General features: G+C 69.9%; 24 protein-coding genes. 12 read left to right on the plus strand and 12 right to left on the minus strand.

The genetic code is table 11. From position 1 onward, the window contains the following. Window positions 1-44: 44 nt before the first annotated feature. From ABZS42_RS01080 to ABZS42_RS01095, 4 genes are all read right to left on the minus strand, one after another. Window positions 45-1031, minus strand: coding sequence for an ABC transporter permease (locus ABZS42_RS01080; RefSeq protein ID WP_355141196.1), 987 nt, complete (start codon window positions 1029-1031; stop codon window positions 45-47). A gap of 69 nt (window positions 1032-1100) precedes the next feature. Beyond that, window positions 1101-2105, minus strand: a complete 1005-nt coding sequence (locus ABZS42_RS01085) for an ABC transporter permease (protein WP_355141198.1) — start codon at window positions 2103-2105, stop codon at window positions 1101-1103. Next, on the minus strand, window positions 2102-3154 hold the full coding sequence (locus tag ABZS42_RS01090) for a dipeptide ABC transporter ATP-binding protein (protein ID WP_355141200.1): 1053 nt from the start codon (window positions 3152-3154) through the stop codon (window positions 2102-2104). The genes ABZS42_RS01085 and ABZS42_RS01090 overlap by 4 nt, the downstream gene beginning before the upstream one ends. Window positions 3155-3209: 55 nt before the next feature. Next, window positions 3210-4265 carry an ABC transporter ATP-binding protein gene (locus tag ABZS42_RS01095; RefSeq protein WP_355141367.1) on the minus strand — a complete coding sequence of 352 codons (1056 nt, stop codon included), beginning with the start codon at window positions 4263-4265 and terminating at the stop codon, window positions 3210-3212. Between the two features lie 289 nt (window positions 4266-4554). Between ABZS42_RS01095 and ABZS42_RS01100 the strand changes: the two genes are divergently transcribed. The 6 genes from ABZS42_RS01100 to ABZS42_RS01125 all read left to right on the plus strand — a co-directional run bounded on the left by ABZS42_RS01100 (window position 4555) and on the right by ABZS42_RS01125 (window position 11931). Then, a complete protein-coding gene (locus tag ABZS42_RS01100) occupies window positions 4555-4860 on the plus strand; it encodes a Uma2 family endonuclease (RefSeq protein ID WP_355141202.1) in 306 nt (101 codons plus the stop codon). A gap of 62 nt (window positions 4861-4922) precedes the next feature. Continuing rightward, window positions 4923-6359 carry a TldD/PmbA family protein gene (locus ABZS42_RS01105; protein ID WP_355141204.1) on the plus strand — a complete coding sequence of 479 codons (1437 nt, stop codon included), beginning with the start codon at window positions 4923-4925 and terminating at the stop codon, window positions 6357-6359. A gap of 58 nt (window positions 6360-6417) precedes the next feature. Beyond that, window positions 6418-7812: a metallopeptidase TldD-related protein gene (locus ABZS42_RS01110; protein ID WP_355141206.1), complete on the plus strand. Its 1395-nt coding sequence runs from the start codon at window positions 6418-6420 to the stop codon at window positions 7810-7812. A gap of 320 nt (window positions 7813-8132) precedes the next feature. Then, complete coding sequence (locus ABZS42_RS01115) at window positions 8133-8939, plus strand: hypothetical protein (protein WP_355141208.1); 807 nt, start codon at window positions 8133-8135, stop codon at window positions 8937-8939. Window positions 8940-8950: 11 nt separating this feature from the next. Beyond that, a complete protein-coding gene (locus ABZS42_RS01120) occupies window positions 8951-10867 on the plus strand; it encodes a fumarate reductase/succinate dehydrogenase flavoprotein subunit (RefSeq protein ID WP_355141210.1) in 1917 nt (638 codons plus the stop codon). Next, window positions 10867-11931 (plus strand): succinate dehydrogenase/fumarate reductase iron-sulfur subunit, encoded by a 1065-nt coding sequence (locus tag ABZS42_RS01125; RefSeq protein WP_355141212.1) that lies wholly within the window; start codon window positions 10867-10869, stop codon window positions 11929-11931. The genes ABZS42_RS01120 and ABZS42_RS01125 overlap by 1 nt, the downstream gene beginning before the upstream one ends. A 163-nt stretch (window positions 11932-12094) precedes the next feature. On the opposite strand, the gene ABZS42_RS01130 is transcribed toward ABZS42_RS01125, so the two are convergent. After that, complete coding sequence (locus ABZS42_RS01130; protein WP_355141213.1) at window positions 12095-12535, minus strand: (deoxy)nucleoside triphosphate pyrophosphohydrolase; 441 nt, start codon at window positions 12533-12535, stop codon at window positions 12095-12097. A gap of 183 nt (window positions 12536-12718) precedes the next feature. Here ABZS42_RS01130 and ABZS42_RS01135 point away from each other — a divergent pair, with 183 nt between their 5' ends. Continuing rightward, window positions 12719-13024, plus strand: a complete 306-nt coding sequence (locus ABZS42_RS01135; protein ID WP_076466530.1) for a 4a-hydroxytetrahydrobiopterin dehydratase — start codon at window positions 12719-12721, stop codon at window positions 13022-13024. A gap of 231 nt (window positions 13025-13255) precedes the next feature. Here the strand turns inward: ABZS42_RS01135 and ABZS42_RS01140 are convergent, their stop codons facing one another. After that, window positions 13256-13651 (minus strand): VOC family protein, encoded by a 396-nt coding sequence (locus ABZS42_RS01140; protein WP_355141215.1) that lies wholly within the window; start codon window positions 13649-13651, stop codon window positions 13256-13258. After that, entirely contained in the window at window positions 13648-14010 is a 363-nt protein-coding gene (locus ABZS42_RS01145) for a DUF1801 domain-containing protein (protein WP_355141217.1), read from the minus strand. The genes ABZS42_RS01140 and ABZS42_RS01145 overlap by 4 nt, the downstream gene beginning before the upstream one ends. A gap of 108 nt (window positions 14011-14118) precedes the next feature. Between ABZS42_RS01145 and ABZS42_RS01150 the strand changes: the two genes are divergently transcribed. The 5 genes from ABZS42_RS01150 (at window position 14119) to ABZS42_RS01170 (ending at window position 17266) form a co-directional block, all read left to right on the plus strand. Then, window positions 14119-15003, plus strand: a complete 885-nt coding sequence (locus ABZS42_RS01150; protein WP_355141369.1) for a LysR family transcriptional regulator — start codon at window positions 14119-14121, stop codon at window positions 15001-15003. Between the two features lie 47 nt (window positions 15004-15050). Continuing rightward, entirely contained in the window at window positions 15051-15413 is a 363-nt protein-coding gene (locus ABZS42_RS01155; RefSeq protein WP_355141219.1) for a PH domain-containing protein, read from the plus strand. 99 nt (window positions 15414-15512) lie between these two features. Next, window positions 15513-16229, plus strand: coding sequence for a class I SAM-dependent methyltransferase (locus ABZS42_RS01160; protein ID WP_355141221.1), 717 nt, complete (start codon window positions 15513-15515; stop codon window positions 16227-16229). A gap of 114 nt (window positions 16230-16343) precedes the next feature. Beyond that, the gene (locus tag ABZS42_RS01165) at window positions 16344-16721 is read left to right on the plus strand and encodes a carboxymuconolactone decarboxylase family protein (protein ID WP_355141223.1); all 378 of its coding nucleotides are present in this window, start codon (window positions 16344-16346) and stop codon (window positions 16719-16721) included. A gap of 86 nt (window positions 16722-16807) precedes the next feature. Then, on the plus strand, window positions 16808-17266 hold the full coding sequence (locus ABZS42_RS01170; RefSeq protein ID WP_355141225.1) for a GNAT family N-acetyltransferase: 459 nt from the start codon (window positions 16808-16810) through the stop codon (window positions 17264-17266). Window positions 17267-17273: 7 nt separating this feature from the next. On the opposite strand, the gene ABZS42_RS01175 is transcribed toward ABZS42_RS01170, so the two are convergent. The 5 genes from ABZS42_RS01175 to ABZS42_RS01195 all read right to left on the minus strand — a co-directional run bounded on the left by ABZS42_RS01175 (window position 17274) and on the right by ABZS42_RS01195 (window position 23242). After that, on the minus strand, window positions 17274-18377 hold the full coding sequence (locus tag ABZS42_RS01175; RefSeq protein ID WP_355141227.1) for a beta-eliminating lyase-related protein: 1104 nt from the start codon (window positions 18375-18377) through the stop codon (window positions 17274-17276). Window positions 18378-18478: 101 nt separating this feature from the next. Then, window positions 18479-18961 (minus strand): PH domain-containing protein, encoded by a 483-nt coding sequence (locus ABZS42_RS01180; protein ID WP_355141229.1) that lies wholly within the window; start codon window positions 18959-18961, stop codon window positions 18479-18481. 1124 nt (window positions 18962-20085) lie between these two features. Then, window positions 20086-20721 (minus strand): hypothetical protein, encoded by a 636-nt coding sequence (locus tag ABZS42_RS01185; RefSeq protein WP_355141231.1) that lies wholly within the window; start codon window positions 20719-20721, stop codon window positions 20086-20088. 573 nt (window positions 20722-21294) lie between these two features. Then, window positions 21295-22380, minus strand: coding sequence for a redox-regulated ATPase YchF (gene ychF, locus ABZS42_RS01190; protein ID WP_355141233.1), 1086 nt, complete (start codon window positions 22378-22380; stop codon window positions 21295-21297). 124 nt (window positions 22381-22504) lie between these two features. Then, window positions 22505-23242, minus strand: coding sequence for a peptidase E (locus tag ABZS42_RS01195; RefSeq protein ID WP_355141235.1), 738 nt, complete (start codon window positions 23240-23242; stop codon window positions 22505-22507). Window positions 23243-23357 lie beyond the last annotated feature (115 nt).

The raw sequence follows: 23357 nt of genomic DNA on the forward strand, positions 1-23357 counted from the left end.
CGGCGGCCCCGCCCCGGCCGCGCCGCCGCCGGGACCGCCCCGCGTCAGCGCAGCCGCACCCGCGGATCGATGGCCGCGTACAACAGGTCGACCAGCACGTTCGCGAGCACCACGAAGACCGCGGCGATCAGCACGGTGGCCATGATGGTGGGCAGGTCACCGGCCCGCACCGCGTCGACGGCGGTACGACCCAGGCCCTGGATGCCGAACGTCGTCTCGGTGATCACCGTGCCGCCGAGGGCGCCACCGACGTCCAGCCCGGCGATCGTCACCACCGGCGTGATCGCCGCGCGAAGCGCGTGCCGTCCGTACACCTTGGGCTTGGCCAGGCCCTTCGCCCGTGCGGTACGGACGAAGTCCTCCGAGAGCGTCTCCAGCATCTGCGCCCGGGAGAGCCGCGCGTAGATGGCGGAGAAGAGGAAAGCCAGGGAGAACCACGCCAGCACCAGCCCACTCGCCCACTTCACCGGGTTGTCGAGGATCGACGTGTAGCTGGGCACCGGCAGCAGCCGCAGGTTGTAGACGAACACCAGCAGCAGCACCGCACCGACGAAGTAGAGCTGCAACGACGCGCCGGTGAGCGAGAAGCCGATGGCGAGCCGGTCCAACCAGGTGCCGCGGCGTAGCGCCGAGACCATGCCGAGCCCCACCCCGAGCAGCAACCAGAGGACCGCCGCAGGGATCACGATGCTGAGCGTCACCGGCAACACCCGCGCGATGGTGTCCGAGACCGCCTCGTTGGTGACGTACGACCATCCCAGGCAGGGCGCGTCGCAGTGGCCGCCCTGGGCGCTGCCCAGGTCCCGACCGGTGACGATGCCCTTCATGTAGCCGGCGTACTGCGTGACCAGCGGATCGTTCAGACCCAACTCGTCACGGACCCGCTCCAGCCGCTCCGGGTTGCAGTTCTTCGGACACATGCCGGTGACCGGGTCCCGGGGCAGCGCGAAGAACATCAGGAAGGTCAGCACGCTCACCGCGAAGAGGGTCAGGACCGCGGAGAAGAGCCGCTTGACCAGAAATCGAGTCATCAGAGCTCTCCTCCGTTCACGGCCACCGGGCCCCGCTCCACCGCACTCGTCGTGCTCATCTCGACACCTCTACCGGGACGACTTCGGGTCGAGCGCGTCGCGCAGCGCGTCGCCGAAGAGGTTGAAGGCGAACACGAGCGCGAAGATCGTGATGCCGGGGAAGAAGACGTACGCCGGGTCGGTCTGGAGGTAGTCCAGGCTGCGGTAGATCATCCGGCCGAAGCTCGGCGTCTCGTCGCTCAACCCGACGCCGATGAAGGAGAGCGCGGCCTCGCTGGTGATGAACTGCGGTACGGCCAGGGAGAACGACACCAGGATCGGGGCCCAGATGTTCGGCAGCAGCTGCCGGAAGACCATGTGCCCGAGTCCGGCGCCACTGGCCCGGGCCGCCTCGACGAACTCCCGCTCGCGCAGCGCGATCACCTGACCGCGGACCAGCCTGGCGGTGCTCGTCCAGCCGAAGATCGCGAAGACGCCGATCAGCACCGCCACCCCGAAGGCCGGTGAGACGGCCTCCCGCTCGCCGTAGAAGCGCAGCACCAGCGTCGGCGTCAGAGCCAGCGCGATGACCAGGAACGGCATGGCCAGCGTCAGGTCGGTGATCCAGTTGATCACCGCGTCCAGCCAGCCGCCGAGATAGCCGGCGAGCGTGCCGAGCACGACGCCGAGCGTCGCGGTGACGACCGCCGCGGCGAACGCGATGAACAGCGAGGTACGCAGTCCGTAGATCAGCCGGATGAAGATGTCCCGGCCGAGCCCCGGCTCCAGGCCGAACCAGTGGTCGCCGGAGACCCCGCCGGAATAGCCCAGCGGCATTCCGAAGCCGTCCAGCAGACTCTGGAACTGCTCCTTCGGGCCGATGCCGTAGAGCAGCTCGACCAGCGGGGCGGCGAGCGCCAGCAGCATGAAGAAGAGCAGCATCCCGCCGCTGACCATCGCCGTACGGTCGCGACGCAGCCGGATCCAGGCGAGCCGGCCCGGTGAGCGGCCGACGACGTCCTTGCGTTCCGGCACCTCCGGGCCACCGGACTCGATCTCGGCGAGCGCGACACCCTCCACCGGGGACAGGCTCACTTCGACACCTCCTCGACGGTGACGGCGGCCGGATCGCCGCTCTCCCCCGCCACCGGTCCGGACTCCGGGAAGTGGCAGGCGACGGACTGTCCGCTACCCCGCGACACCAGCGCCGGCTCCTCGGTCGCGCAGACCTCCTGCGCCTTCCAGCAGCGGGTGCGGAACCGGCAGCCCGACGGCGGGTCGAGCGGGGTCGGCACGTCGCCGGTGAGCCGGATCCGGCCGCCGGGGCCGAGCTTCGTGACATCCGGGATTGCCGACAGCAACGCCCGGGTGTACGGATGCTGCGGCCGCTCGTAGATGTCGACCCGGTCGCCGATCTCCACGATCCTGCCGAGGTACATCACGGCCACCCGCTGGCAGAAGTGCCGCACCACGGCCAGGTCGTGCGCGATGAACACGAACGCCAGCCCCAGATCGCGCTGCAACTGGCGGAGCAGGTTGACGACCTGCGCCTGGATCGAGACGTCCAGGGCGGAGACCGGCTCGTCGGCGACGATGAGCTTCGGCCTCAGCGCCAACGCCCGGGCGATGCCGATCCGCTGTCGCTGCCCGCCGGAGAACTCGTGCGGGTACCGGTTGTAGTGCTCCGGGTTCAGCCCGACGATCTCCAGCAGCTCCTGCACCCTGGCCTTGACGCCGCCGGGTGGCTCGATGCCGTTGACCTGCAGCGGCATCGCGATGATCCGACCCACCGTGTGCCGGGGATTCAACGAGGCGTACGGGTCCTGGAAGATGATCTGCAGGTCCTGGCGCAGCGGGCGCAACTGCCGCCGGCCGGCGTGCGTGATGTCCCGCCCCTCGAACTCGATGGTGCCGGCGGTCGGCTCCAGCAGCCGGACCAGCATCCGCCCGGTGGTGGTCTTGCCGCAGCCGGACTCACCGACCAGGCCGAGCGTCTCGCCCGGCCGCACCTCGAAGTCCAGCCCGTCGACCGCGCGAACCAGGCTCTGGCCGCGCGAGCCGGTGCGTACCGGGAAGTGCTTCGCCAGCCCCCGCACCCGCAGCAGCGGCTCGGCCGCTGCCGGCGCCACGCTCACCTCACTCATCGGAGCCTGCCTTCGATCGCGACTGCGGTACTCCGCTGCGCTGCGTTCCTCGCGCTCACCGGGCGACCCCCACGTGTGCGATGTCCTCGCGGTACAGCCGGGTCCGCTCCTCGGCGGCCAGGTGGCAGGCGACCAGGTGGCGCTCCTCGCCGGCCGGGCGCAGCTGCGGCACCTCGGTACGGGACCGGCCTCCGGTGCGGTCGGCGTACCGGCAGCGCGGGTGGAAGGAGCAGCCCGAGGGCAGGTTGATCAGGCTCGGCGGGTTGCCCCGGATCGGCACCAGGTCCGCGTCCGCGTCGCCGTGCAGGGACGGCACGCTGGAGAGCAGGCCCCAGGTGTACGGGTGCTGCGGGCGGCGCAGCACCTGTTCGACACTGCCCCGCTCGACGGCCCGGCCGCCGTACATGACCAGCACGTCGTCGGCCACCTGGCTGACCACACCGAGGTCGTGCGTGATCATGATGATCGCCGAGTGGAACTCCGCCTGGAGGTCGGCGAGCAGGTCCAGGATCTGCGCCTGCACCGTGACGTCCAGCGCGGTGGTCGGCTCGTCGGCGATGACCAGGTCGGGGTCGTTGACCAGCGCCATCGCGATCATCGCGCGCTGACGCATACCGCCCGAGAACTCGTGCGGGTACTGGTCGAATCGGCGCGCCGGTTGGGGAATGCCGACCCGGCCGAGCATGTCGACCGCCCGCTGCCGGGCCTCCCGCCGGCCCGCGCCCGGGTGGTGTACCCGGTACGCCTCGGCGATCTGCTTGCCCACCGTGTAGTACGGGTGCAGTGCCGACAGCGGATCCTGGAAGATCATCGCCATGTCCCGGCCGCGCAGCCGGCGTACCTCCTCCTCCGGCAGACCGACCAGCTGGCGGCCGCCGACCGAGATCTCGCCGGTGATCGTCGTCCGCTTGGCGTTGTGCAGCCCGAGGATGGCCAGCGAGGTGACGCTCTTGCCCGATCCGGATTCACCGACGATGCCGAGCGTCCGGCCGCGCTCGACCGTGAAGGACACCCCGTCGACCGCACGGACCACGCCGTCCTCGGTGTCGAAACGAACCCGCAGATCGTCCACCCGCAGGTACGGCCCGCTGGTGGAACGCTGTTCGGGCATGCTGGGGCGGTCGCCCGGTTGCCCGGACGGCACCGACTTCGGCCTGTCCACGACCGCCTCCCTCAGTGACGAAGAGAACTTACAGATAATCCCTGAGGGTGAAAATAAGCTACAAGTCCAGCGGCTGTCAGCGGCCGTCAGCGTAACGACTCGGCAACGTCCGTGAACACCCCTCACCAGCACATTCACGAAGTCCGCTTCTTCACCTCGCCACGTCGGCGCACTTCCGGAGCGACGATGACAGCGGCAGTCAGGCAAGCGTTCCCGCCGACACGAGGTGGAGGTGACCATGACCGTGGCGGTGTTCGACCACGAAGGCCCGTGGACCGAAGAGGAGTACCTCTCCCTCGGCGAGACGTCCCAGCGCGTCGAACTCTTCGACGGGAGCCTTCACGACAAGGTGCTCAAGATGCACCACTACGCGGCTGCCGGCATCGACTGGTACCTGTTGGCCGATCAAGCGGCCGGTGCCCTGCGCCTCCATCGGCGTCGCGGCCGCCACTACGTGGAGCACTCGGCGGCCAAGCGCGGCGAGACACTGGAACTGACCGAGCCGGTCCGGGCCACGATCCGGCCCGAAGAGCTGCTGCCCTGACGCAGGTCGGGCCACTGGCCTAGGGTCGGTCGCATGAGCGATCAACAGATCGAAGTGCGGTCGTGACCGAGTTCGACGCGGCGACCGCCGCCGTGCAGGCCGCAGTGGACGCCGGAGCCCGGTACGCCGATGCGCGCGTCATGCAGCGGACCTACGAGTCGATGTCCGCACGCAACGGCGAGATCGAGGAGCTGACCCAGCACGAGAGCATCGGCCTCGGGGTACGCGCCCTGGTCGGATCGAGCTGGGGCTTCTACGCCGTACCCGACCTCTCCGACGCCGCGGCCCGCGACGCCGGTCGGCGTGCCGCGCGGATCGCCGCGGCCAGCGCGCGCGTGCCCGGCCCGCCCGTCGACCTGGTGCCCACCGAAGCGGTTACCGCGACCTGGGCATCGGAGTGCCACATCGACCCGCTCGGCGTGCCGCTCTCCGACAAGGGCGACCTGCTGGTGCGGTCGACCAGGGCCATGCGGGAGCACGGCGCCGACCTGGCCGAGGGGCTCTACCAGATCTGGGACACGAGCAAGTGGTTCGTCTCCAGCGAGGGGCACCGGATCGACCAGCGCATCCGCGAGTGCGGCGGCGGCATCTCGGCCACCTCGATCGGCGACGGCGAGACCCAGCGCCGTTCCTATCCCAGCTACCGCGGCCAGTACGGCACCACCGGCTGGGAACTCGTCGAGTCGTTGGACCTGGCCGCGCACGCCGCCCGGATCGCCGAGGAGTCCCGCGAGCTGCTCACCGCTCCCCCGTGCCCGGCGGGCGAGACCGACCTGATCCTCGGCGGCGAACAACTGGCTCTGCAGATCCACGAGTCGGTCGGGCACGCCATCGAGCTGGACCGGATCCTCGGCTGGGAGGCCGCCTTCGCCGGCACGTCCTGGCTGGACCTCGCCCAGCTCGGCTCGTTGCGCTACGGCTCCGAGCTGATGAACGTCACCATCGATCCGACCATCCCGGGCGCGCTGGGCAGCTTCGGCTTCGACGACGAGGGCTCCCCCGCGGTGAAGCGGGACGCGGTCCGCGAGGGCCGCTGGGTGGGCGTGCTCGCCGGCCGTGACTCGGCCGCCGTCGCGGGCCTGGACTACGGCGGGAGCGTACGGTCCGACGGCTGGGCCCGGCTGCCGATGGTGCGGATGACCAACGTCGGACTCGAACCCGGCCCACACACGTTGGAGGAGATCATCGCGGCCACCGACGACGGGGTGCTGATGGACCTCAACCGGTCCTGGTCGATCGACGACAAGCGGCTCAACTTCCAGTTCGGCTGTGAGGTCGGCTGGGAGGTGAAGCGGGGCCGGCGCGGCCGGATGCTGCGCAACCCGACCTACACCGGCATCGGCCCGCTCTTCTGGCGGTCGATGGACATGCTCTCCTCGGAGACCGTCGCCTGGGGCACGCCGAACTGCGGCAAGGGCCAGCCGGGCCAGACCGGGCACACCGGGCATCCGGCCGCGCCGGCCCGGTTCCGCAACGTTCGCGTGGGGGTGTCCGCGTGAGCGCGAGGAGTGAGCCGGGTTTGCGAGCCCCGCAGTCGCGAACGGAAGGTTGGTCGGCATGACCGAGCTGGAACTCGCCGGCCAGGTGGTCGAACTGGTCCGCCGCGTCGGCGGCCCGGACGCGCAGGCCGAGGCGGTGGTCACCCGGGCCGATCTGGCGTTGACCCGGTTCGCCACCTCCTTCATCCACCAGAACGTCGCCGAGTCCGGTGTCGGCGTCCGGCTGCGGGTGCACGTCGACGGACGCACCGCCGCGGGCAGCGGCAGCGAGGTGAGCCCGGAGGGGCTGCGCACGCTGGTCGAACGGACCCTCACCGCCGCCCGGCTAGGTCCGCCCGACCCGGCCTGGCCCGGACTCACCCCGCCCACCCCGACAGCGGCCAGCGGGCCGGTCGACGAGGCCACCGCGTACGCCGACCCGGACGAGCGGGCCGAGCGGGTCCGCGCCTTCGTCGAGGCGGCCGACGGACTGGAGACGGCCGGCTACTGCCGTACCACCCACCGCTCATCGGGATTCGCGAACAGCGTGGGCCACTCGGCGTACGGTCACGCCGTCGAGGCGGCCATGGACGGCATCGCCCGGGCCGGGGGCGCGGACGGGGTCGCTCGGCTCTGCGCCGACCGGCTCGCCGACATCGACGGCGCCGCGCTGGGCACCCGGGCGGCGGCCAAGGCTCGCGCGGCGGTGGCTCCCGTCGAGTTGCCGCCGGGACGCTACGAGGTGGTGTTCGAGCCCGCGGCGGTGGCGGACCTGCTCCAGAACCTGTCCTGGTACGGCTTCAACGGCAAGCGGCACGCCGAGCGGCAGTCCTTCGCCGAACCGGGAACGGCACAGTTCGACCCGGCCGTCACCGTGGTCGACGATCCGCTCGCCGCGGTCGACCTGCCGTTCGATGTGGAGGGCACCCCCCGGCGACGGCTGACGCTGGTCGAGGCCGGCACCACCGCCGCCGTCGCGCACGACCGGAGGACGGCCGTGAACGCGGGGGCGCAGTCCACCGGGCACGGGATCATGGGCGGCGCGAGCTTCGGGCCGATCCCCCGTAACCTGCGGCTGCTCGGCAGCGACGGGACGGGCGGGGACGCGGACGGCAGCCCGGGGGTTCCGGCTGCCGGCGCGGTCGCCGACCGGGACACCGCCGCCCTGGTCGCACAGGTCACCCGCGGGTTGCTGGTCAGCGACCTGTGGTACACCCGGGTGCTCGACCCGAAGAGCCTGGTGGTGACCGGGTTGACGCGCAACGGCGTCTGGCTGATCGAGGACGGCGAGGTGACCGCGGCGGTACGCGACTTCCGGTTCACCGAGTCGTACCCGCGGGCGCTGGGGCCCGGTCGGGTGCTCGGCCTCGGCCGGCGTCCGGTGCGTCAACCGGACCGGCTGGACGGGGTCTGGTGGGCGGGCCCACCGCTGCGGCTGGCCGAGTGGAACTTCACCGGTGGCGCCTCCGGCTGACCCGGTGGCGGCACACACCCGAGGGGCCCCGGTGCTGCTCGGCCACCCCGGCGTCACGACGGGACAACGACTTACTTAACATCGTCACATCGATCATCGTTCCGGGGGCTCCTGGGCCAGCCGGACACACGGGACGCCGTCTTGGACGGACGGCAAGCGAAGATCGGCGTAACGTGTGTCACTTAGCTGCGCCGGCGCGCCGGCGTGGTCGTTGGTGTGCGCATGACGTGGCAAGCGGGTGCGGTTTCAACGGTCCGCGTGCCGACCGGAGGAAGTTCCGCCCGCGCGGGTGCGGGCGCCCCGTCGAGGAGACGACTCGAATGACATCAACGGCAACGAGGCCGCGGGGAGCGCGGGGGCGCGCCGCCATCGCGGCGAAGACGTTGCGCACCGACCGCTGGTGGCTCGCCCCACTGATCACCGTCGTCGGACTCACCGCCTGGGTCGCGTACGCGACGGTCCGGGTCTACCTGCACAACTGGTACTGGGTCGAGGATTTCCACTACCTGACCCCGTTCTACTCCCCGTGCATCACGGACCGGTGCGTCGAGGGCGCCGCACACTTCGGACGGATCCTCCCCGACTGGTGGATCATCCCCGAGGCCGCGTTCACGCTGCCCTTCCTGCTGCTGTTCCGGCTGACCTGCTACTACTACCGCAAGGCGTACTACCGGTCGTTCTGGCTCTCGCCGCCGGCCTGCGCGGTCCCGGACGGGCACCAGAGCTACAGCGGTGAGACCCGCTTCCCGCTGCTCGGGCAGAACCTGCACCGCTACTTCTTCTACGCCGCCGTGATCATCTCGCTGATCAACTCCTGGGACGCGGTGCTCGCCTTCCACTCGCCGAAGGGCTTCGGATTCGGGCTGGGCAACCTCATCCTGATCGGCAACGTGGTGATGCTCTGGGCGTACACCATCTCCTGCCACTCCTGCCGGCACATCATCGGCGGCCGGCTCAAGCACTTCTCCAAGCACCCGCTGCGCTACCGGGCCTGGACCGGCGTGTCCTGGCTCAACGTCAGGCACATGCAGCTCGCCTGGATCACGCTCGGCACCCTGGCGCTGACCGACTTCTACGTCATGGCGGTCGCGGCCGAGTGGTTCCCCGACCTGCGGTTCATCAACTAGAGGGCCTGGACATGACGACTACCACTCGAATCGAACGACACCACTACGACGTCGTCGTGATCGGCGCCGGCGGCGCCGGCCTGCGCGCGGCGATCGAGGCCCGGCTGGCCGGCAAGAAGACCGCGATCATCTCGAAGTCGCTGTTCGGCAAGGCGCACACGGTGATGGCCGAGGGCGGCGCCGCCGCCGCGATGGGCAACGTGAACCCACGCGACAGCTGGCAGGTGCACTTCCGCGACACCATGCGCGGCGGCAAGTTCCTGAACAACTTCCGGATGGCCGAGCTGCACGCGAAGGAGTCGCCGCAGCGGATCTGGGAGCTGGAGACGTACGGTGCGCTCTTCGACCGCACCAAGAACGGCAAGATCTCGCAGCGCAACTTCGGCGGCCACGAATACCCGCGACTGGCACACGTCGGCGACCGCACCGGCCTGGAGCTGATCCGCACCCTTCAGCAGAAGATCGTCTCGCTGCAGCAGGAGGACAAGCGCGAGCTCGGCTCGTACGACGCCCGGATCCGGGTCTTCGCCGAGACCACCATCACCGAACTGCTGCTCGACGGCGACCGGGTGGCCGGGGCGTTCGGCTACTACCGGGAGTCCGGCGAGTTCATTCTCTTCGAGGCCCCCGCCGTGGTGCTGGCCACCGGCGGTGTCGGCCGGTCCTACAAGGTCACCTCGAACTCGTGGGAGTACACCGGGGACGGCCACGCGCTCGCGCTGCGCGCCGGGGCGAATCTGATCAACATGGAGTTCCTCCAGTTCCACCCGACCGGAATGGTCTGGCCGCCGTCGGTCAAGGGCATCCTGGTCACCGAGTCGGTCCGCGGCGACGGCGGCGTGCTACGAAACTCCGACGGCAAGCGGTTCATGTTCGACTACGTGCCCGACGTCTTCCGCAAGCAGTACGCGGAGACCGAGGAGGAGGCGGACCGCTGGTACACCGACCCGGACAACAACCGCCGCCCACCGGAGCTGCTGCCCCGTGACGAGGTGGCGCGGGCCATCAACAGCGAGGTCAAGGCCGGTCGGGGTACGCCCGCCGGCGGGGTCTACCTCGACATCGCGAGCCGCAAGTCGGCCGACGAGATCCGCCGCCGGCTGCCGTCGATGTACCACCAGTTCAAGGAGCTGGCCGACGTCGACATCACCAAGGAGCCGATGGAGGTCGGCCCGACCTGTCACTACGTGATGGGTGGCGTCGAGGTGGAGCCCGACAGCGGGGCGGCGGTCGGCCACGTACGCGGCCTCTTCGCCGCGGGTGAGGTCTCCGGCGGCATGCACGGCTCCAACCGGCTCGGCGGCAACTCCCTGTCCGACCTGCTCGTCTTCGGCAAGCGCGCGGGCGGCCACGCGGCCTCGTACACCGAGGCTCTGGCCGAGCGGCCGAAGGTGGCGGTGCAGGCGGTCGAGGCCGCGGTGGAGACGGCGTTGGCGCCGTTGCAGCGGGACACGGGCGAGAGCCCGTACACCCTCCAGCAGGACCTCCAGGCGGTGATGGGAGATCTGGTAGGAATCATCCGGCGCGAGGGCGAGTTGGCCGACGCCCTGGTCCGCCTCGCCGAGCTGCGCGAGCGGGTGGCGAAGGTGAGCGCGGCCGGTGGGCGGCGCTACAACCCGGGCTGGCATCTCGCGCTGGATCTGCGCAACATGCTGGTGGTCTCCGAGTGCACCGCCAAGGCGGCGTTGGAGCGCCGCGAGTCGCGCGGCGGGCACACCCGGGAGGATCACCCGGCCATGGACCCGCAGTGGCGCCGGGTCAACCTGGTCTGCTCGATGGGCGGTGACACGGTCACGCTGACCCGCAAGCCGCTACCGAAGATGCGGCCGGAGCTGATCGGCCTGTTCGACCGGGCCGAGCTGGCCAAGTACCTGACCGACGAGGAACTCGCCGAGTTCGACGCCCTCACCGAGGAGGCGAACAACTGATGGGAAGCAAGCGGGAGTTCCGCATCTGGCGGGGCGACGAGAACGGCGGCGACCTGCAGGACTACATGGTCGAGGTGAACGAGGGCGAGGTCGTCCTCGACGTCATCCACCGGCTACAGGCCACCGACGCGCCCGATCTGGCCTGCCGGTGGAACTGCAAGGCGGGCAAGTGCGGCTCCTGCTCCATGGAGATCAACGGGAAGCCGCGGCTGGCCTGCATGACCCGGATGTCGACGTTCGAGCCGGAGGAGACGGTCTCGGTCACGCCGCTGCGCACGTTCCCGGTCATCCGGGACCTGGTCACCGACGTCTCGTTCAACTACGAGAAGGCCCGCGAGACCCCCGCCTTCGCGCCGCCGGCGGACGTGGCGCCCGGCGACTATCGGATGCAGCAGGTCGACGTGGAGCGCTCGCAGGAGTTCCGCAAGTGCATCGAGTGCTTCCTGTGCCAGAACGTGTGCCACGTGATCCGCGATCACGAGGAGAACAAGCCGGCCTTCTCCGGGCCGCGGTTCTTCATCCGCGCCGCGGAACTGGACATGCACCCGCTCGACACCCGGACCGACCGTAAGGAGTACGCACAGGCGGAGATGGGCCTGGGGTACTGCAACATCACCAAGTGCTGCACCGAGGTTTGCCCCGAACACATCAAGATCACTGACAACGGGATCATCCCCATGAAGGAACGCGCGGTCGACCGCAGGTACGATCCCCTTGTGTGGCTTGGTAGCAAGATCTTCCGTCGGGGCGAGACGCCCCAGACCAGCGTGACCAGCGCCCGCGCGGCCGGGCCGGCGACGCCCAGCACCACGCGGGGCGGAGTGCACTCGCACGCCGGCGGCTCGCACGACCCGCAGGCCGAGGCCCAGGCGCAGGGCGGGGTGAACTGGCACCGCGAGGTGCCCCACCCGTCCGCGCCGGCGGTGGACGAGCGGGGCAAGCTGCCGCTCACGGAGCTGACCTTCGACCGGGCCGCCGCGCCGTCGCCCTTCGGCGACGACGTGAGCTTCCCGCTCCCTCCGGAGCACCTCAACTTCGCCCACCCGGAGCAGGACAAGCACTGAGCACGTCGACGACGATGACGACGGGGGCCGCGGCATTTGCCGCCGGCCCCCGCTTCTATTCTGCCGAAATGCCCGCTACGTCATCAGCGCGGCCCGGCCGGGCCGGCCAAGACGGTTACCGGACGACCGGCCTCGCAGGCCCGGCCAGCAGGCCGCCGAACGGTCAGCCGGCGGCGAGCAGGGGACGCAGGGCGGCCACGATGGGGGCGTCGGCGGGCAGCCAGGTCACCGAGTGCAGCTCGGCGGCGGAGAGCCAGCGCAGCCCCGAGTGCTCCAGCGGCTGGGGCTCGGCGTCACCGAGCAGGCGCGCGGCGTACACCTTGAGCACCGAGCGTCCGTGGGCCATCTTGACGTCGCGGCCGACCCGGTCGCCGATCTCCACGCGTACGGCCAGTTCCTCGACGCATTCCCGGGCCAGCGCTTCCGGCTCGGACTCCCCCCGTTCGACCTTGCCACCCGGGAACTCCCACATGCCGGCCACCTCCGGCGGTGCGGAGCGCGCGCACGCGAGCACCCGTCCGTCCCGGATGATCGCCGCGCCCACGATCACCTTGAGGTCCCGCCGCGCGGCCTGCCCGCCGCCACTCGCCCGTTCGGTCTGCACGGCCGTCCAGCGTGCCAGATCAATCGGCGGTTTGGGTACCGGAACCGGCCGCTAGGTCAGGAAGACCCGGAAGTGTGGGCGTGGACACACGAACTGCAGGGCGAAAGACTAGAAGCCACCGACAAGACACGGGATGGCGACGATTTGGCCACAAGCCGGCAACGGCGCCTGGGAGGTGCGGTGATGCGTGCGCTGTTCAACGGCCGAGCGAAGCAGGACTACCTCTCCGACGCACTCACACTGCTCCCCGGGTGGACCCGCGAGGGCGAGCAGATCCAACGCACCCTCGTGATCGACGACAGCCAGCACGCCGCACTGACGGAGCGGGTGAAGGTGGTGGCGGACGCGCTGCACCTGCGGCCGGAGATCAGCCGCCGGGCGGACCACACCCAGATCCGGGTGGGGCACGGCAACGTCCCGCTCAGCGAGGGCGAGGTGCTGCTCGCCGCCCGGATCGAGGACGCCTACCGCACGGTCACCGAGTCCTGACGGCCCGGCGTACGCTTCCCGGTCGTCGGCGAAGCCGGATTGCTCCTGCTCACAGTCCCGTGCACCCACGAAGCTGTTGCTGATGATGCCGGTCCGGCAGCGGGAGCGCAGCGACCGGAGGCGATCGCCACGATCGAGGACTTGGCTGGAGACCTGAAGCTTCGTCGTCACCGAGAATCGCCCCGCCGGACGCGTCCAACGGGCCGCGCCGACGGGGCTTCGGTACGACGGTCAGTCGCAGCGGTCCGCCGGATACCAGCGGAGTTCGATGGAGTTGCCGTCCGGATCGCTGACGTAGATCGAGGTGGCGGAGCCGCGCGCCCCGAACCGCCCGACCGGCCCCTCCAGCACGGTGAACGCCCCTGAGTCGATCACCTCCGCCCAGTCCAGCGGAGCCACCACCAGACAGAAGTGGTCAACGTTCCGCTCCCCTCGGTCGGCCTGGATCAGGTCGATGATGGTGTCCTGGCTGACCCGCGCCGAGGGGAACGGGACACGCCCGGCGCGCCATTCGTCGACCCGGACCGGTGCCAGACCGAGCCGACCGCAGTAGAAGTCGAGCGACCGCTCGACGTCGGCGACATTGAGCACGAGGTGGTCGAAGCCGATGATCCGCACGCCGCTCACGCCTCCAACTCCCGCGCCTGGCCGAGCCAACCGGTGAACAGGGCCGGATCAACGTCGGCGACGGTGCGCAGTTTGACCGAGGCCATCTGCCGGGCTCCCGGGATCAACCGCCCGGACGGGTCGTCGACCTCCTGTCCCCGCCACAGCCCGAAGGTGACGTACGCGCCGTAGGCCTTGACCAGGCTGACCGGCCGGCGGCCCGGGTTGTCGCCGACGCCCCAGACCGGATGGCCGTGCCACACGGCGGCGGTGGTGCCCGGTAGGGCCGCGTCGATGACGGATCGGAGCCGCACTGCGATCTCCCGAAGCGGCGGCCGGAGGTCGGCCAGATAACCCTCGATGGTGTTGCTGCTGCTCATTGCTTGCCTCTCGCTCGTGGACGACTCCACTCTCGGCCCGACGGCGGCGGCGACCAAGACGGGATCGGGCTACGATCGTTGACCCTGGCGCAACGATTGGACGGCGCGATGCTGGAGCGGTACGAGCTCGAGACCTTCCTCGTTCTCGCCGACGAGCTGCACTTCGGGCGGACCGCCGAACGGCTGCGAGTGACGACCGGCCGAGTCAGCCACGTGATCAAACGGCTGGAGCGGCGGATCGGCGCCCCACTCTTCGCACGGACCAGCCGCGTCGTCCAGCTCACCCCGATCGGCCGGCGCTTCGCCGACGAACTCCGGCCACTGGTGGCCGGGATCGACGAGGCAGTCGCGCGGGCCGTGGATGCCGGTCGCGGAGTGACGGGGACGCTACGTGTCGCTTTCCTCGGCGAGTGGACCGCGCCCGCGCTGCTCAAGGCCGTCGCTCTGTTCAGCCAGCGCCACCCCGAATGCGAGGTCGAGGTACGCGAGGTCCAGCTGTTCAACTCCCGGCCGAGCTTGCTCGACGGCTCGATCGACGTACTAATCGCCGCGTACCCCTTCGACGGCATGGCGACCGGGCCGACGATGCTCACCGAGGGCCGGGCGCTGGCGGTACCGGCCGGGCATCCGCTGGCCGCCGCGGAGTCGGTCTCTCTCGAGGTGCTGGCAGAGCACCCGGTGGTGCAGTACCCGGCAGTGACCTCGACCGGGTTCAAGCGGGACCGGACACCGGACCGCACCCCGTCGGGCCGTTCCGTGCCGAGAGGGCCGACAGGCAACACGTTCTCGGAGATGCTGTCGCTGGTGGCGTTGGGCCGGGGTGTCCTACCGGTCGGTGCGCACACCATGCGCTACTACCCGCGCCCCGATGTCGCCTACGTTCCGATCCACGACGCCCCACCGATCCGGCGCGGCCCGGTCTGGCTGGGGAGCAACACCACCGCCCGGGTCCGCGAGTTCGTCCGAGCCGCGGCCGACTCGGTCGCAAGCTGATCCACGCCGCTTCCGGCGGCTGGCGGGCGCTTCCTAACGTGAGGCTCATGGCCAACGCGACGTACGACCGCAAGGAGCAGTTCCAGCAGATCCAGAGCGGGTTGCTCGACGGGGAGCAGATCATCGCCGTCTACGACGCCGTCGGCACCGGCACCGGATTCATCGGCCTCACCGATCGGCGAGTGATCGTCCAGGATCGCTCGTTCATCGGCAAGCGGTACGCGATCACCAGCATCCCGTACTCGAAGATCACCAGCGTGAGCGTGGTCAGCAACAAGTCCTGGGGCGGCTCGTTCTTCTCGACGGGCGCGATCGCGATCCACGTCGGTACGCACACCTACGAGGTGGAATTCCGTGGCACGCAGAAGAGCCACCACGTCCACAATGTGATCCTGCACTACATCTCCTGACCGTGGACGAGGCGGCGAGAAGCGGCGAGTGAAGGGCGGCGACGTGGCGGGCGGGAACCCGGAACGGTGAAGCACGCGGAGTTCGAAGACCCTCGCCTGGTGCAGGTGTACGACGCGGAATGCCCCTGGGGCCCCGACGACGACTTCTTCCTCACCGTGGTCGGCGAGACGCCCACCGCCCGGGTGCTCGACCTCGGCTGCGGTACCGGACGGCTGACCATAGCGTTGGCGGCGGCCGGTCACGCCGTCACCGGCGTCGACCCGGCGCACGCCTCCCTCGCCGCTGCCCGGCAGAAACCCGGTGCCGACCGGGTCACCTGGATCGAGGGCACGTCGGCCGTACTTCCGAGCGACGCGTACGACGTGGCACTGATGACCAGCCACGTGGCCCAGATCTTCGCCACCCACGCCCAGTGGGCGGCCACCCTCGCCGATCTGCGCCGGGCGTTGGCGCCCGGTGGCCGGCTGGTCTTCGACTCACGTGACCCGGCGGACCGGCGCTGGGAGCGGTGGAACCCGGTCGACTCGCGGCGTCGGATCGTCCTGCCGGACGGCCGCAAGGTCGAGGCGTGGACCGAGGTGACGGCGATCGCCGCGGGCGACGTCGGCTTCGAGCACCACTACGTCTTTCCCGACGGCGAGGAATTGCACAGCTCGGCCACGCTGCGCTTCCGCACCGAACGGGACCTGCGCGACTCGCTGCGGGTGGCCGGGTTCTACGTCGAGCACGTCTTCGGTGGGTGGGGGCGCGAGCCGGTCGGTGCGGGCGACGGCGAACTCCTGGTCATCGCCCGCCGCCCGGTGACGTCGGAATAACCGTCGACGGAGCGGGAAGAGTAACCGACCGCTCCGCCGGCCCGGCGCGGGCACCGACGAGCGCGGCAGGTTGCGCGGCCTCGTGCCGGAATTCAGGCTTCGGGAGAGACGACGATGACCGATCAGCCGGACAGCTACCAGCGGGCACTCGACACGGCCGAAAGGCTCCTGGGTACCCCGCTCACCCTTCCGCTCGCTCCCGGCGAGCCGGAGGTCGGGCAGGACTTCCGCCGCCTCGCCACGGTGCAGACGTTCGGCGAGTCGTGGCCGCGCCCCGGGCTGGACACCCGGAGCCGGGCCCTCGTCTCCGTCGCCATCGCCGCCACGCTCGGCACACACGAGCCGCTGCGCGGGCAGCTGCGGATCGCGCTGCACTCCGGCGTCAGCAAGGAGGAGATCGTCGAGCTCTTCATTCACCTCGCCGCGTACGCCGGCGCGGCCCGAGCCTTCGACTGCTACCAGGTCGCGCTCGCGGTCTTCGGCGAGGGCTGACGCGCGCCGCGGCGGCACCTAAGATCCTCTGTCGGGGCGGCCTCCGCCGTGCCGAGCTGATCCGCGCGAGCGCACAGGGGTGTCAGATGCAGGTGACCGTACGGGCGGCGACAGCAGCCGACGCGCCGGACCTGGGCAGCCTCCGGTGGCGCCGCCTGACCGAGGAGCGCGGCTACACCGGCACCGACCGTGACGCGTTCCTGCGGCTCTTCTCCACTTGGGTCGCCGACCACCTGTCGAGCCACCTGCCCTTCCTCGCCGAGGTCGACGGCGCGGTGGTCGGGATGGCGTGGCTGATGGTCGCCGACCGGGTGCCCACGCCCGCCGACCGCGCCCGGCGCAGCGGCGACGTCCAGTCGGTGTACGTGGTACCCGAGCTGCGTGACAGCGGAATCGGCGCCGAACTGCTGGAGGCCGTGCTGGACGAGGCTCGGAAGCTGGACCTGGAGCACGTGACCGTCCACTCCACCGAACGCGCGGTGCGCTTCTACCAGCGGGTCGGCTTCCAGCACGACCAGCGCTGGCTCCGCTGGCAGCCGGCCTGACGGCCGGTCAGTCCCGCAGCGAGCCGGCGACGTGGAGGAACCGTTCGCCGGCCTCGACGACGTCTTCGGCGCTCCATTCGAGGCCGGGCCCGGCGACGGTGACCTCGGCTCTCGACACGCCCGGCACCTCAGTCTCCTGCCAGCCGCCGACGAACCACACCTTCTCCTTCTCGGCGAGCGCCAGCGCCGCGTCGTTGAGCGTCTCTGCCGGGTGGGGTAGCCAGAGCCGGAACTGGTGCGTGTGCGGAGGGTCCGGATAAACCCGGGCCCCCGGCAGCGTGGCGAGGGCGGCCGCGACCGTGCGGGCGTGTCGTACGTACTCGGGGACGCGCGGCAGCACCATGTCGAGTCCGGCGAGAGCGCTCAGGGCGGCCGGCCACTGCTGGAACAGCTGACCGCCGTACCGGTGCCGCCAGACCCGCGCGTACGCGGCCAGTTCCGTGGTGCCGGCGAGCGCCGCGCCGCTGATGCCGCCGAGTGTCTTGTAGAACGACACGTAGCTGCTGTCGGCGAGGCCGACGATCTCGCTGAGGGTGTGCGCAAGGTATGGGCCGGACTCCCAGATCCGTGCACCGTCAAAGTGCACGCGCGCCCCGATGGCGCGCGTCGCGGCGCACGCGGCCACGAGTTCGTCCCAGGAGGGGAGTACGAAACCCGCGTCGCGCAGCGGGAGCTCGAAGACGACGGTGCTCACCGGCTCGGCCAGCGCGCTGATCTCGTCGGCGGTGGGGTTGCGGGGCACGGTCGTCGGCCAGGTGCTGCGCAGACGGCCCAGGTGGGCGTGGGCGTGCCGCTCGTGCACCTCCTGGTGACCGAGCGGGTGCAGGGCCGCCGTGCGATGTCCGCTGAGGTCGGCACCGAAGCGCAGCGCCACCTGCTGCGCCATCGTGCCCGTGGGGAAGAAGACGGCGGCTTCGGCGCCGAGGAGTTCCGCGACCCGCTCCTCCAGCGCGCCCACCGGTCCGTCGCCGTAGAAGTCGGGCTGGTCGTCCAGATTCCCGCCCTCGGCCAGCGCGGCGAGGTGGTCCCGCATGGTGGCCGGCCGGGCCCCGGAGAGGATTCGATCGGAGGCCGCCTGAGCGGCCAGCCGGCGCCGCCTTGTGTCCTGCATTCGCAGATCGTCGCAGACGATCTACCGACCAGCGGCAGCTCCCTCCCCGACACCGGTGATGGATTCCGCTCGCCGTCGTCCGGCCGGGCCCCTACCCGTCGTCACTCACCCGGCACGCCACTCGCTTCGACCTCCCGTCGGTGCTCCCCGGCACGCCGTTCGAGGTAGTCGGCAACGTCGTCCGCTCCGGTCTGACGCCCGAGCCAGCGGCTCAGGTTCGACTTCTGTGGTGCGGGAGCCATCACCCGACTGCCGTCGGTGCAGGTGATGGCAATTCCGTAATAGCCCGCATCACACCGCACAACGGCCGACCACGGAACGCGGGTCGTACGCCACTGGCTGCGCAGGACCAATCCTTCGGGACCTGCGGAGAGCCGAGGATGGAATGTCTGCCGCCACAACAAGAATCCCAACAAGCCGAAAGGCACCGGGGCCACGAGCGCCGAACGCAAGTCGCCGTCGGGCGCGGCAGCCTGGTAGGCGAGGAAAGCCACCACCCCTGCGGTCACAACGCCGAAGAGCAGGCCGGCGAAGATCCTCAACGCGACACCCAGTCGCCACACCCGCACCTCGTCCAAGTCCATCCGCACTCCCACCCCACCTATCCGACGCGATCGTCCCGCAGCGCAAAAACGTGACACCCGACAACCAGGAAATGAACCGAGAGAGGAAAACATCATCACCGAGACGTCATGGGCAGAACCTCCCGAGCCTGTCCGGACGAGTGGCACCGGGTCGTACGCGACCGTCACGGAACACGCGGGTGTCCATCCGGGGATCGGGCTGAAGCCACCGCGTCCACCGAGTCGGAACCGCCGCGCCTACCCGGGCGTGTGGGATTCGCCCGGTGGACACGTCGGGACAGGCGACAAGACTGCCCGGCAACTGGCGGCATCCATTGGGACGTTGAGGCGTGCGAGAAGACGGGGCTGCACCCACTGTCCGTCGGGACCGACGTGGAGCCACTGGACGCCTTCGGCGTGTAGGAAACACCACAACGCGGTGGCCAGCGGCCGGAGGACCGACTACCTGCACGAACGATCCGACAACGTCCCTCAACGTCCGAGCATGTACGGCACCGTCGTCACCCAGTCAGTCACCCAGCACCTGAACTCCTACGTGGAAGCACATGAAGCGTTACCAGATCCACCAAGAACATGGTACGGAAACGAGCTTGACGCTGAGTTACCCCTCTTCCAAGTGGGATCTGCGAAAAATGGGCTGCCTCAATTGCTAGTGCCACGACAGCCACGAGTGCAGACACGAGAAACACCAAAACACACGGAAGAATTAGAACTACTTCCGCGGAGTGGCCAATTATGTCGTTGATCGACAGGACCTGGATCAGTGCGCCAATAGCAAGCGTGAGCAACGCGCTCCGCCAGGACAGTACGAGTAAGCGGTAGGACTTTCCGCTCCTGACTTTGCGGCGCTGACCACTCCAGGATGCCCAGCCGAGTTGCCGATCAACAGACAAGGCTCTCACCGCCGCAAGGTTCGCTGTCACCACGCAGTGCCCACCACCTGTCCCACCCTAGACGACAGGATCATGGGCAGATCCGGCTGCGTCCGCCGCCTGATCGTGTCCGTGCTCCGCGATCACTAGCTCGTCGATCCACTACTGCTGTCGGGCGGACGACGGGCTTGGCTGCGGATGTTGACTGTGGCGTGTCCCTCGTGATCGAGTCTTCGGAGCTGGAGTCTGGTGCTACGGAACGAGCAATGCCTGGGTCAGGGTGGCAAGGTTCGAAACGACGGGGGTCTGGTTAGCGGCCAAGTGTTTGCGTGAATCGCGTCCGCATTCGCAGCCAAGCCCAATCGCACCCGCACGTCGAGCCTGGTACAGCCGCAGAAAGGAACCGCACACGACAAGGCAGGACGCGACGGGCACTCCGAGCAGATCGGCCGCGCGTACAGCGGTACAACCGGCGTCGACGCCAGGAAGGTCGAGTCCCTGCCGAGCGGCGACGGCAGCGACGTACCTATCCAGCATGTGCGCTCGGAGCGTGGCCCACACTGCGTCCTCGGAGAGGTCGCTGATCACGGCTACCTTGCGCCCGGCGGCAGCACGGACGGCGAGGAGTTGGTCCAGGCCCCGCGTCGGCTTGGCGGTGAGCGCCGCTTCCACCTCCAGGCCCGAGATGAGTGCCTCCGCCTCAACGGCGTGATCAGGTTCGTGCTTCGCGAGATACTCCAGCGTCGGGTGAACCCCGAAGAACGAGAATGTGACCGGCACTGATCGGGGCCGGTGTTCGCGACTCATCAGCAAGCCCGTGATCGCCTGCTCACGGGCTTCCGGACCCATCGTGGCCCGCACGTCGAACATCACACCGTCAAAGTCCAACAGCACAAGTTGGGCGCGACCGACAGCACGCGCGACGTGGGCCCGCACCCCCGGTGCGGTTCGACCAGCATGCTGATCCACATCCGCCCCCAAGTCTGTGCCTAACGGCCGAGCATCGCCCGTTTCATATCACCCCCGGCCGCCATCACCGAATCGTGACAAGCGCCGCTGGTCGTGCCGCTGAGGGACGCCGTCGGACCAGACCGCCAGTGGCGTCCGGCTGGCAGTGACTCGGTGTGACAGCGGAGGCCCATCGCGCGGGACCTCGTCACTCGTCAAGTGGAACTGATGTGCAAGGCGTCAAGTGGAGCCCGACATCGCCGACAGCCGGCCGCCTCGGCGTTAGTGCTTCGGCAGGAGGACTCAGCGAGGGACGTGAGGCGGTCCCGCACCTGAGGCCATTCCGAGTCGGTCACGCTGTAGCAGACGCTGTCCCGATACCTGCGAGTGCTCAGCAGCCGGTGATTCCGCCAGACGCCTTCGCGGACTGCCCCAAGCTTGCCGATTGCCCGCTGCGACCGCTCGTTGCCGGCAATCGCCGAGAAACTCCTGACCTGCGCCAACAGGCTGGATTCAGACGTTGAAGCGAAATTCCACGACGTCGCCGTCCTGCATGACGTACTCCTTGCCCTCGATCCGGACCTTGCCGGCCGCCTTGGCGGCGCCCATGCTCCCGGCCCCGACCAGGTCGTCGTAGGAGACCACCTCGGCCTTGATGAAGCCACGCTGGAAGTCGGAGTGGATGACGCCCGCGGCCTCCGGCGCGGTCGCGCCGGTCGGGACGGTCCAGGCCCGCGCCTCCTTGGGGCCGGCCGTGAGGTACGTCTGGAGTCCGAGCGTGCGGAACCCGACCCGGACCAGCTGGTCCAGGCCCGGCTCGTTCTGCCCGATCGACTCGAGCAGCTCGCGGGCCTCGTCCTCCGGCAGGTCCACCAGCTCCGACTCGATCTTGGCATCCATGAAGATCGCCTCCGCCGGGGCGACGAGCGCACGCAGCTCGTCGAGGAACTCGGCGTTGCCGAGCTCGGCCTCGTCGACGTTGAAGACGTAGAGGAACGGCTTCGTGGTGAGCAGGTGCAGCTCCCGCAGGTGCTCAAGCTCGACGCCCGCGTCCTTGGCGCCCGCGTACAGGGTGACGCCGGTGTCCAGCAGCTCGACGGCCTTCTTCGCGGCGGTCAGCGCGGCGGCGCGGTCCTTGCGGAGCTTGGCCTCCTTCTCCAGCCGCGGCACCGCCTTCTCCAGCGTCTGGATGTCGGCCAGAATCAGCTCGGTGTTGATCGTCTCGATGTCGTCGGCCGGGGACACCTTGCCGTCGACGTGCACCACGTTCGGGTCGGAGAAGGCCCGGACCACCTGGCAGATCGCCGAAGCGTCCCGGATGTTCGCGAGGAACGCGTTGCCCCGGCCCTGCCCCTTCGAGGCGCCACGCACCAGGCCGGCGATGTCGACGAACGACACCGGCGCGGGCAGCACCTTCTGCGAGCTGAAGATCTCGGCGAGCTTGTGCAGCCGCTCGTCGGGCAACCCGACAACGCCGACGTTGGGCTCGATCGTGGCGAACGGGTAGTTCGCCGCGAGCACGTCGTTCTTGGTCAGCGCATTGAACAGGGTGCTCTTGCCGACGTTGGGCAGGCCGACGATGCCGATGGTGAGACTCACGACGAGCCAGCTTACGCCGATGACCTCCGCCCCCGGGAACGCGGTGCGGAGTTCGCGCGGCGGGTCGTCAGACCGAGGCGTCTTCGGCGGGCAGGGACACCGGAACTGCCACGCCCGGGGTCGGTCAGGCCCCGAGCAGGCGCGGGGTGATGACAGTCTCCGATACGGTGCCGTCCGCGGCGCGGCTCACCTCGTACGCCGAGACGCCCTCCCGGTCCGCGACCGCCTCGACCAGCTTGTCGCGCCGGTAGACGAGGCCGACGCCGTCGTCCGTGCAGTGCGAGACGGGCAGCGTGCCGTCGCCGACCAGCCGATGGATCAGCGGGCGGCGCTGCCCCTCGCTGTCGTAGTGCACACCGTTGCCGTACGGCAGCCAGCCGAGCCCGTCGGTGTACGCCCGCAACTGCGGGCCGAAGCTGTCGGTGGCACCGCCCCTGTGCCAGCAGATCGAGCCGGCGGACACCCCGCCCAGCACCACCCCGGCCTGCCAGCACTCGTGCAGGATCTCGTCGAGGCCGTGCACCCGCCAGACCGCGAGCAGGTTCGCCACGCTGCCGCCGCCTACCCAGATGACGTCCTGGGCGAGCAGGTGGGCGCGGATGTCGTCGACGTTCGGCATCGGGAAGAGCGCCAGGTGCGACATGCGGAACCGGGTGCCCGCGAAGGCGCCGTAGAGCGCGGTGAACGTGGTGGGCTGGTCGCCGACCGCCTGCCCCAGGTAGCAGATGCGCGGCTCCGGGCCGGCCTGCGCCAACTCGGCGGCGAGCTCGAAGATCGGCCCGGGCCGCAGGTCGTACGGCCCGCGGCGGCGGCTGAAGAAACCCATGCTGGTGGCGAGGATGGTCGGTTCGCTGGCAGGCACGGTGGTCCTTTCCGTCGAGGGCGGCGGCCCCGCCGACCATCCTGCCCCAGCCGTGACCGGGGCGACGACCCAGTGGACACGGGCGGAGGCGCCCTGCCCGCCGACCGCCGCCGCG

The sequence above is a fragment of the Micromonospora sp. NPDC005367 genome (assembly GCF_040606825.1).
Taxonomy (GTDB): Bacteria; Actinomycetota; Actinomycetes; order Mycobacteriales; family Micromonosporaceae; genus Micromonospora.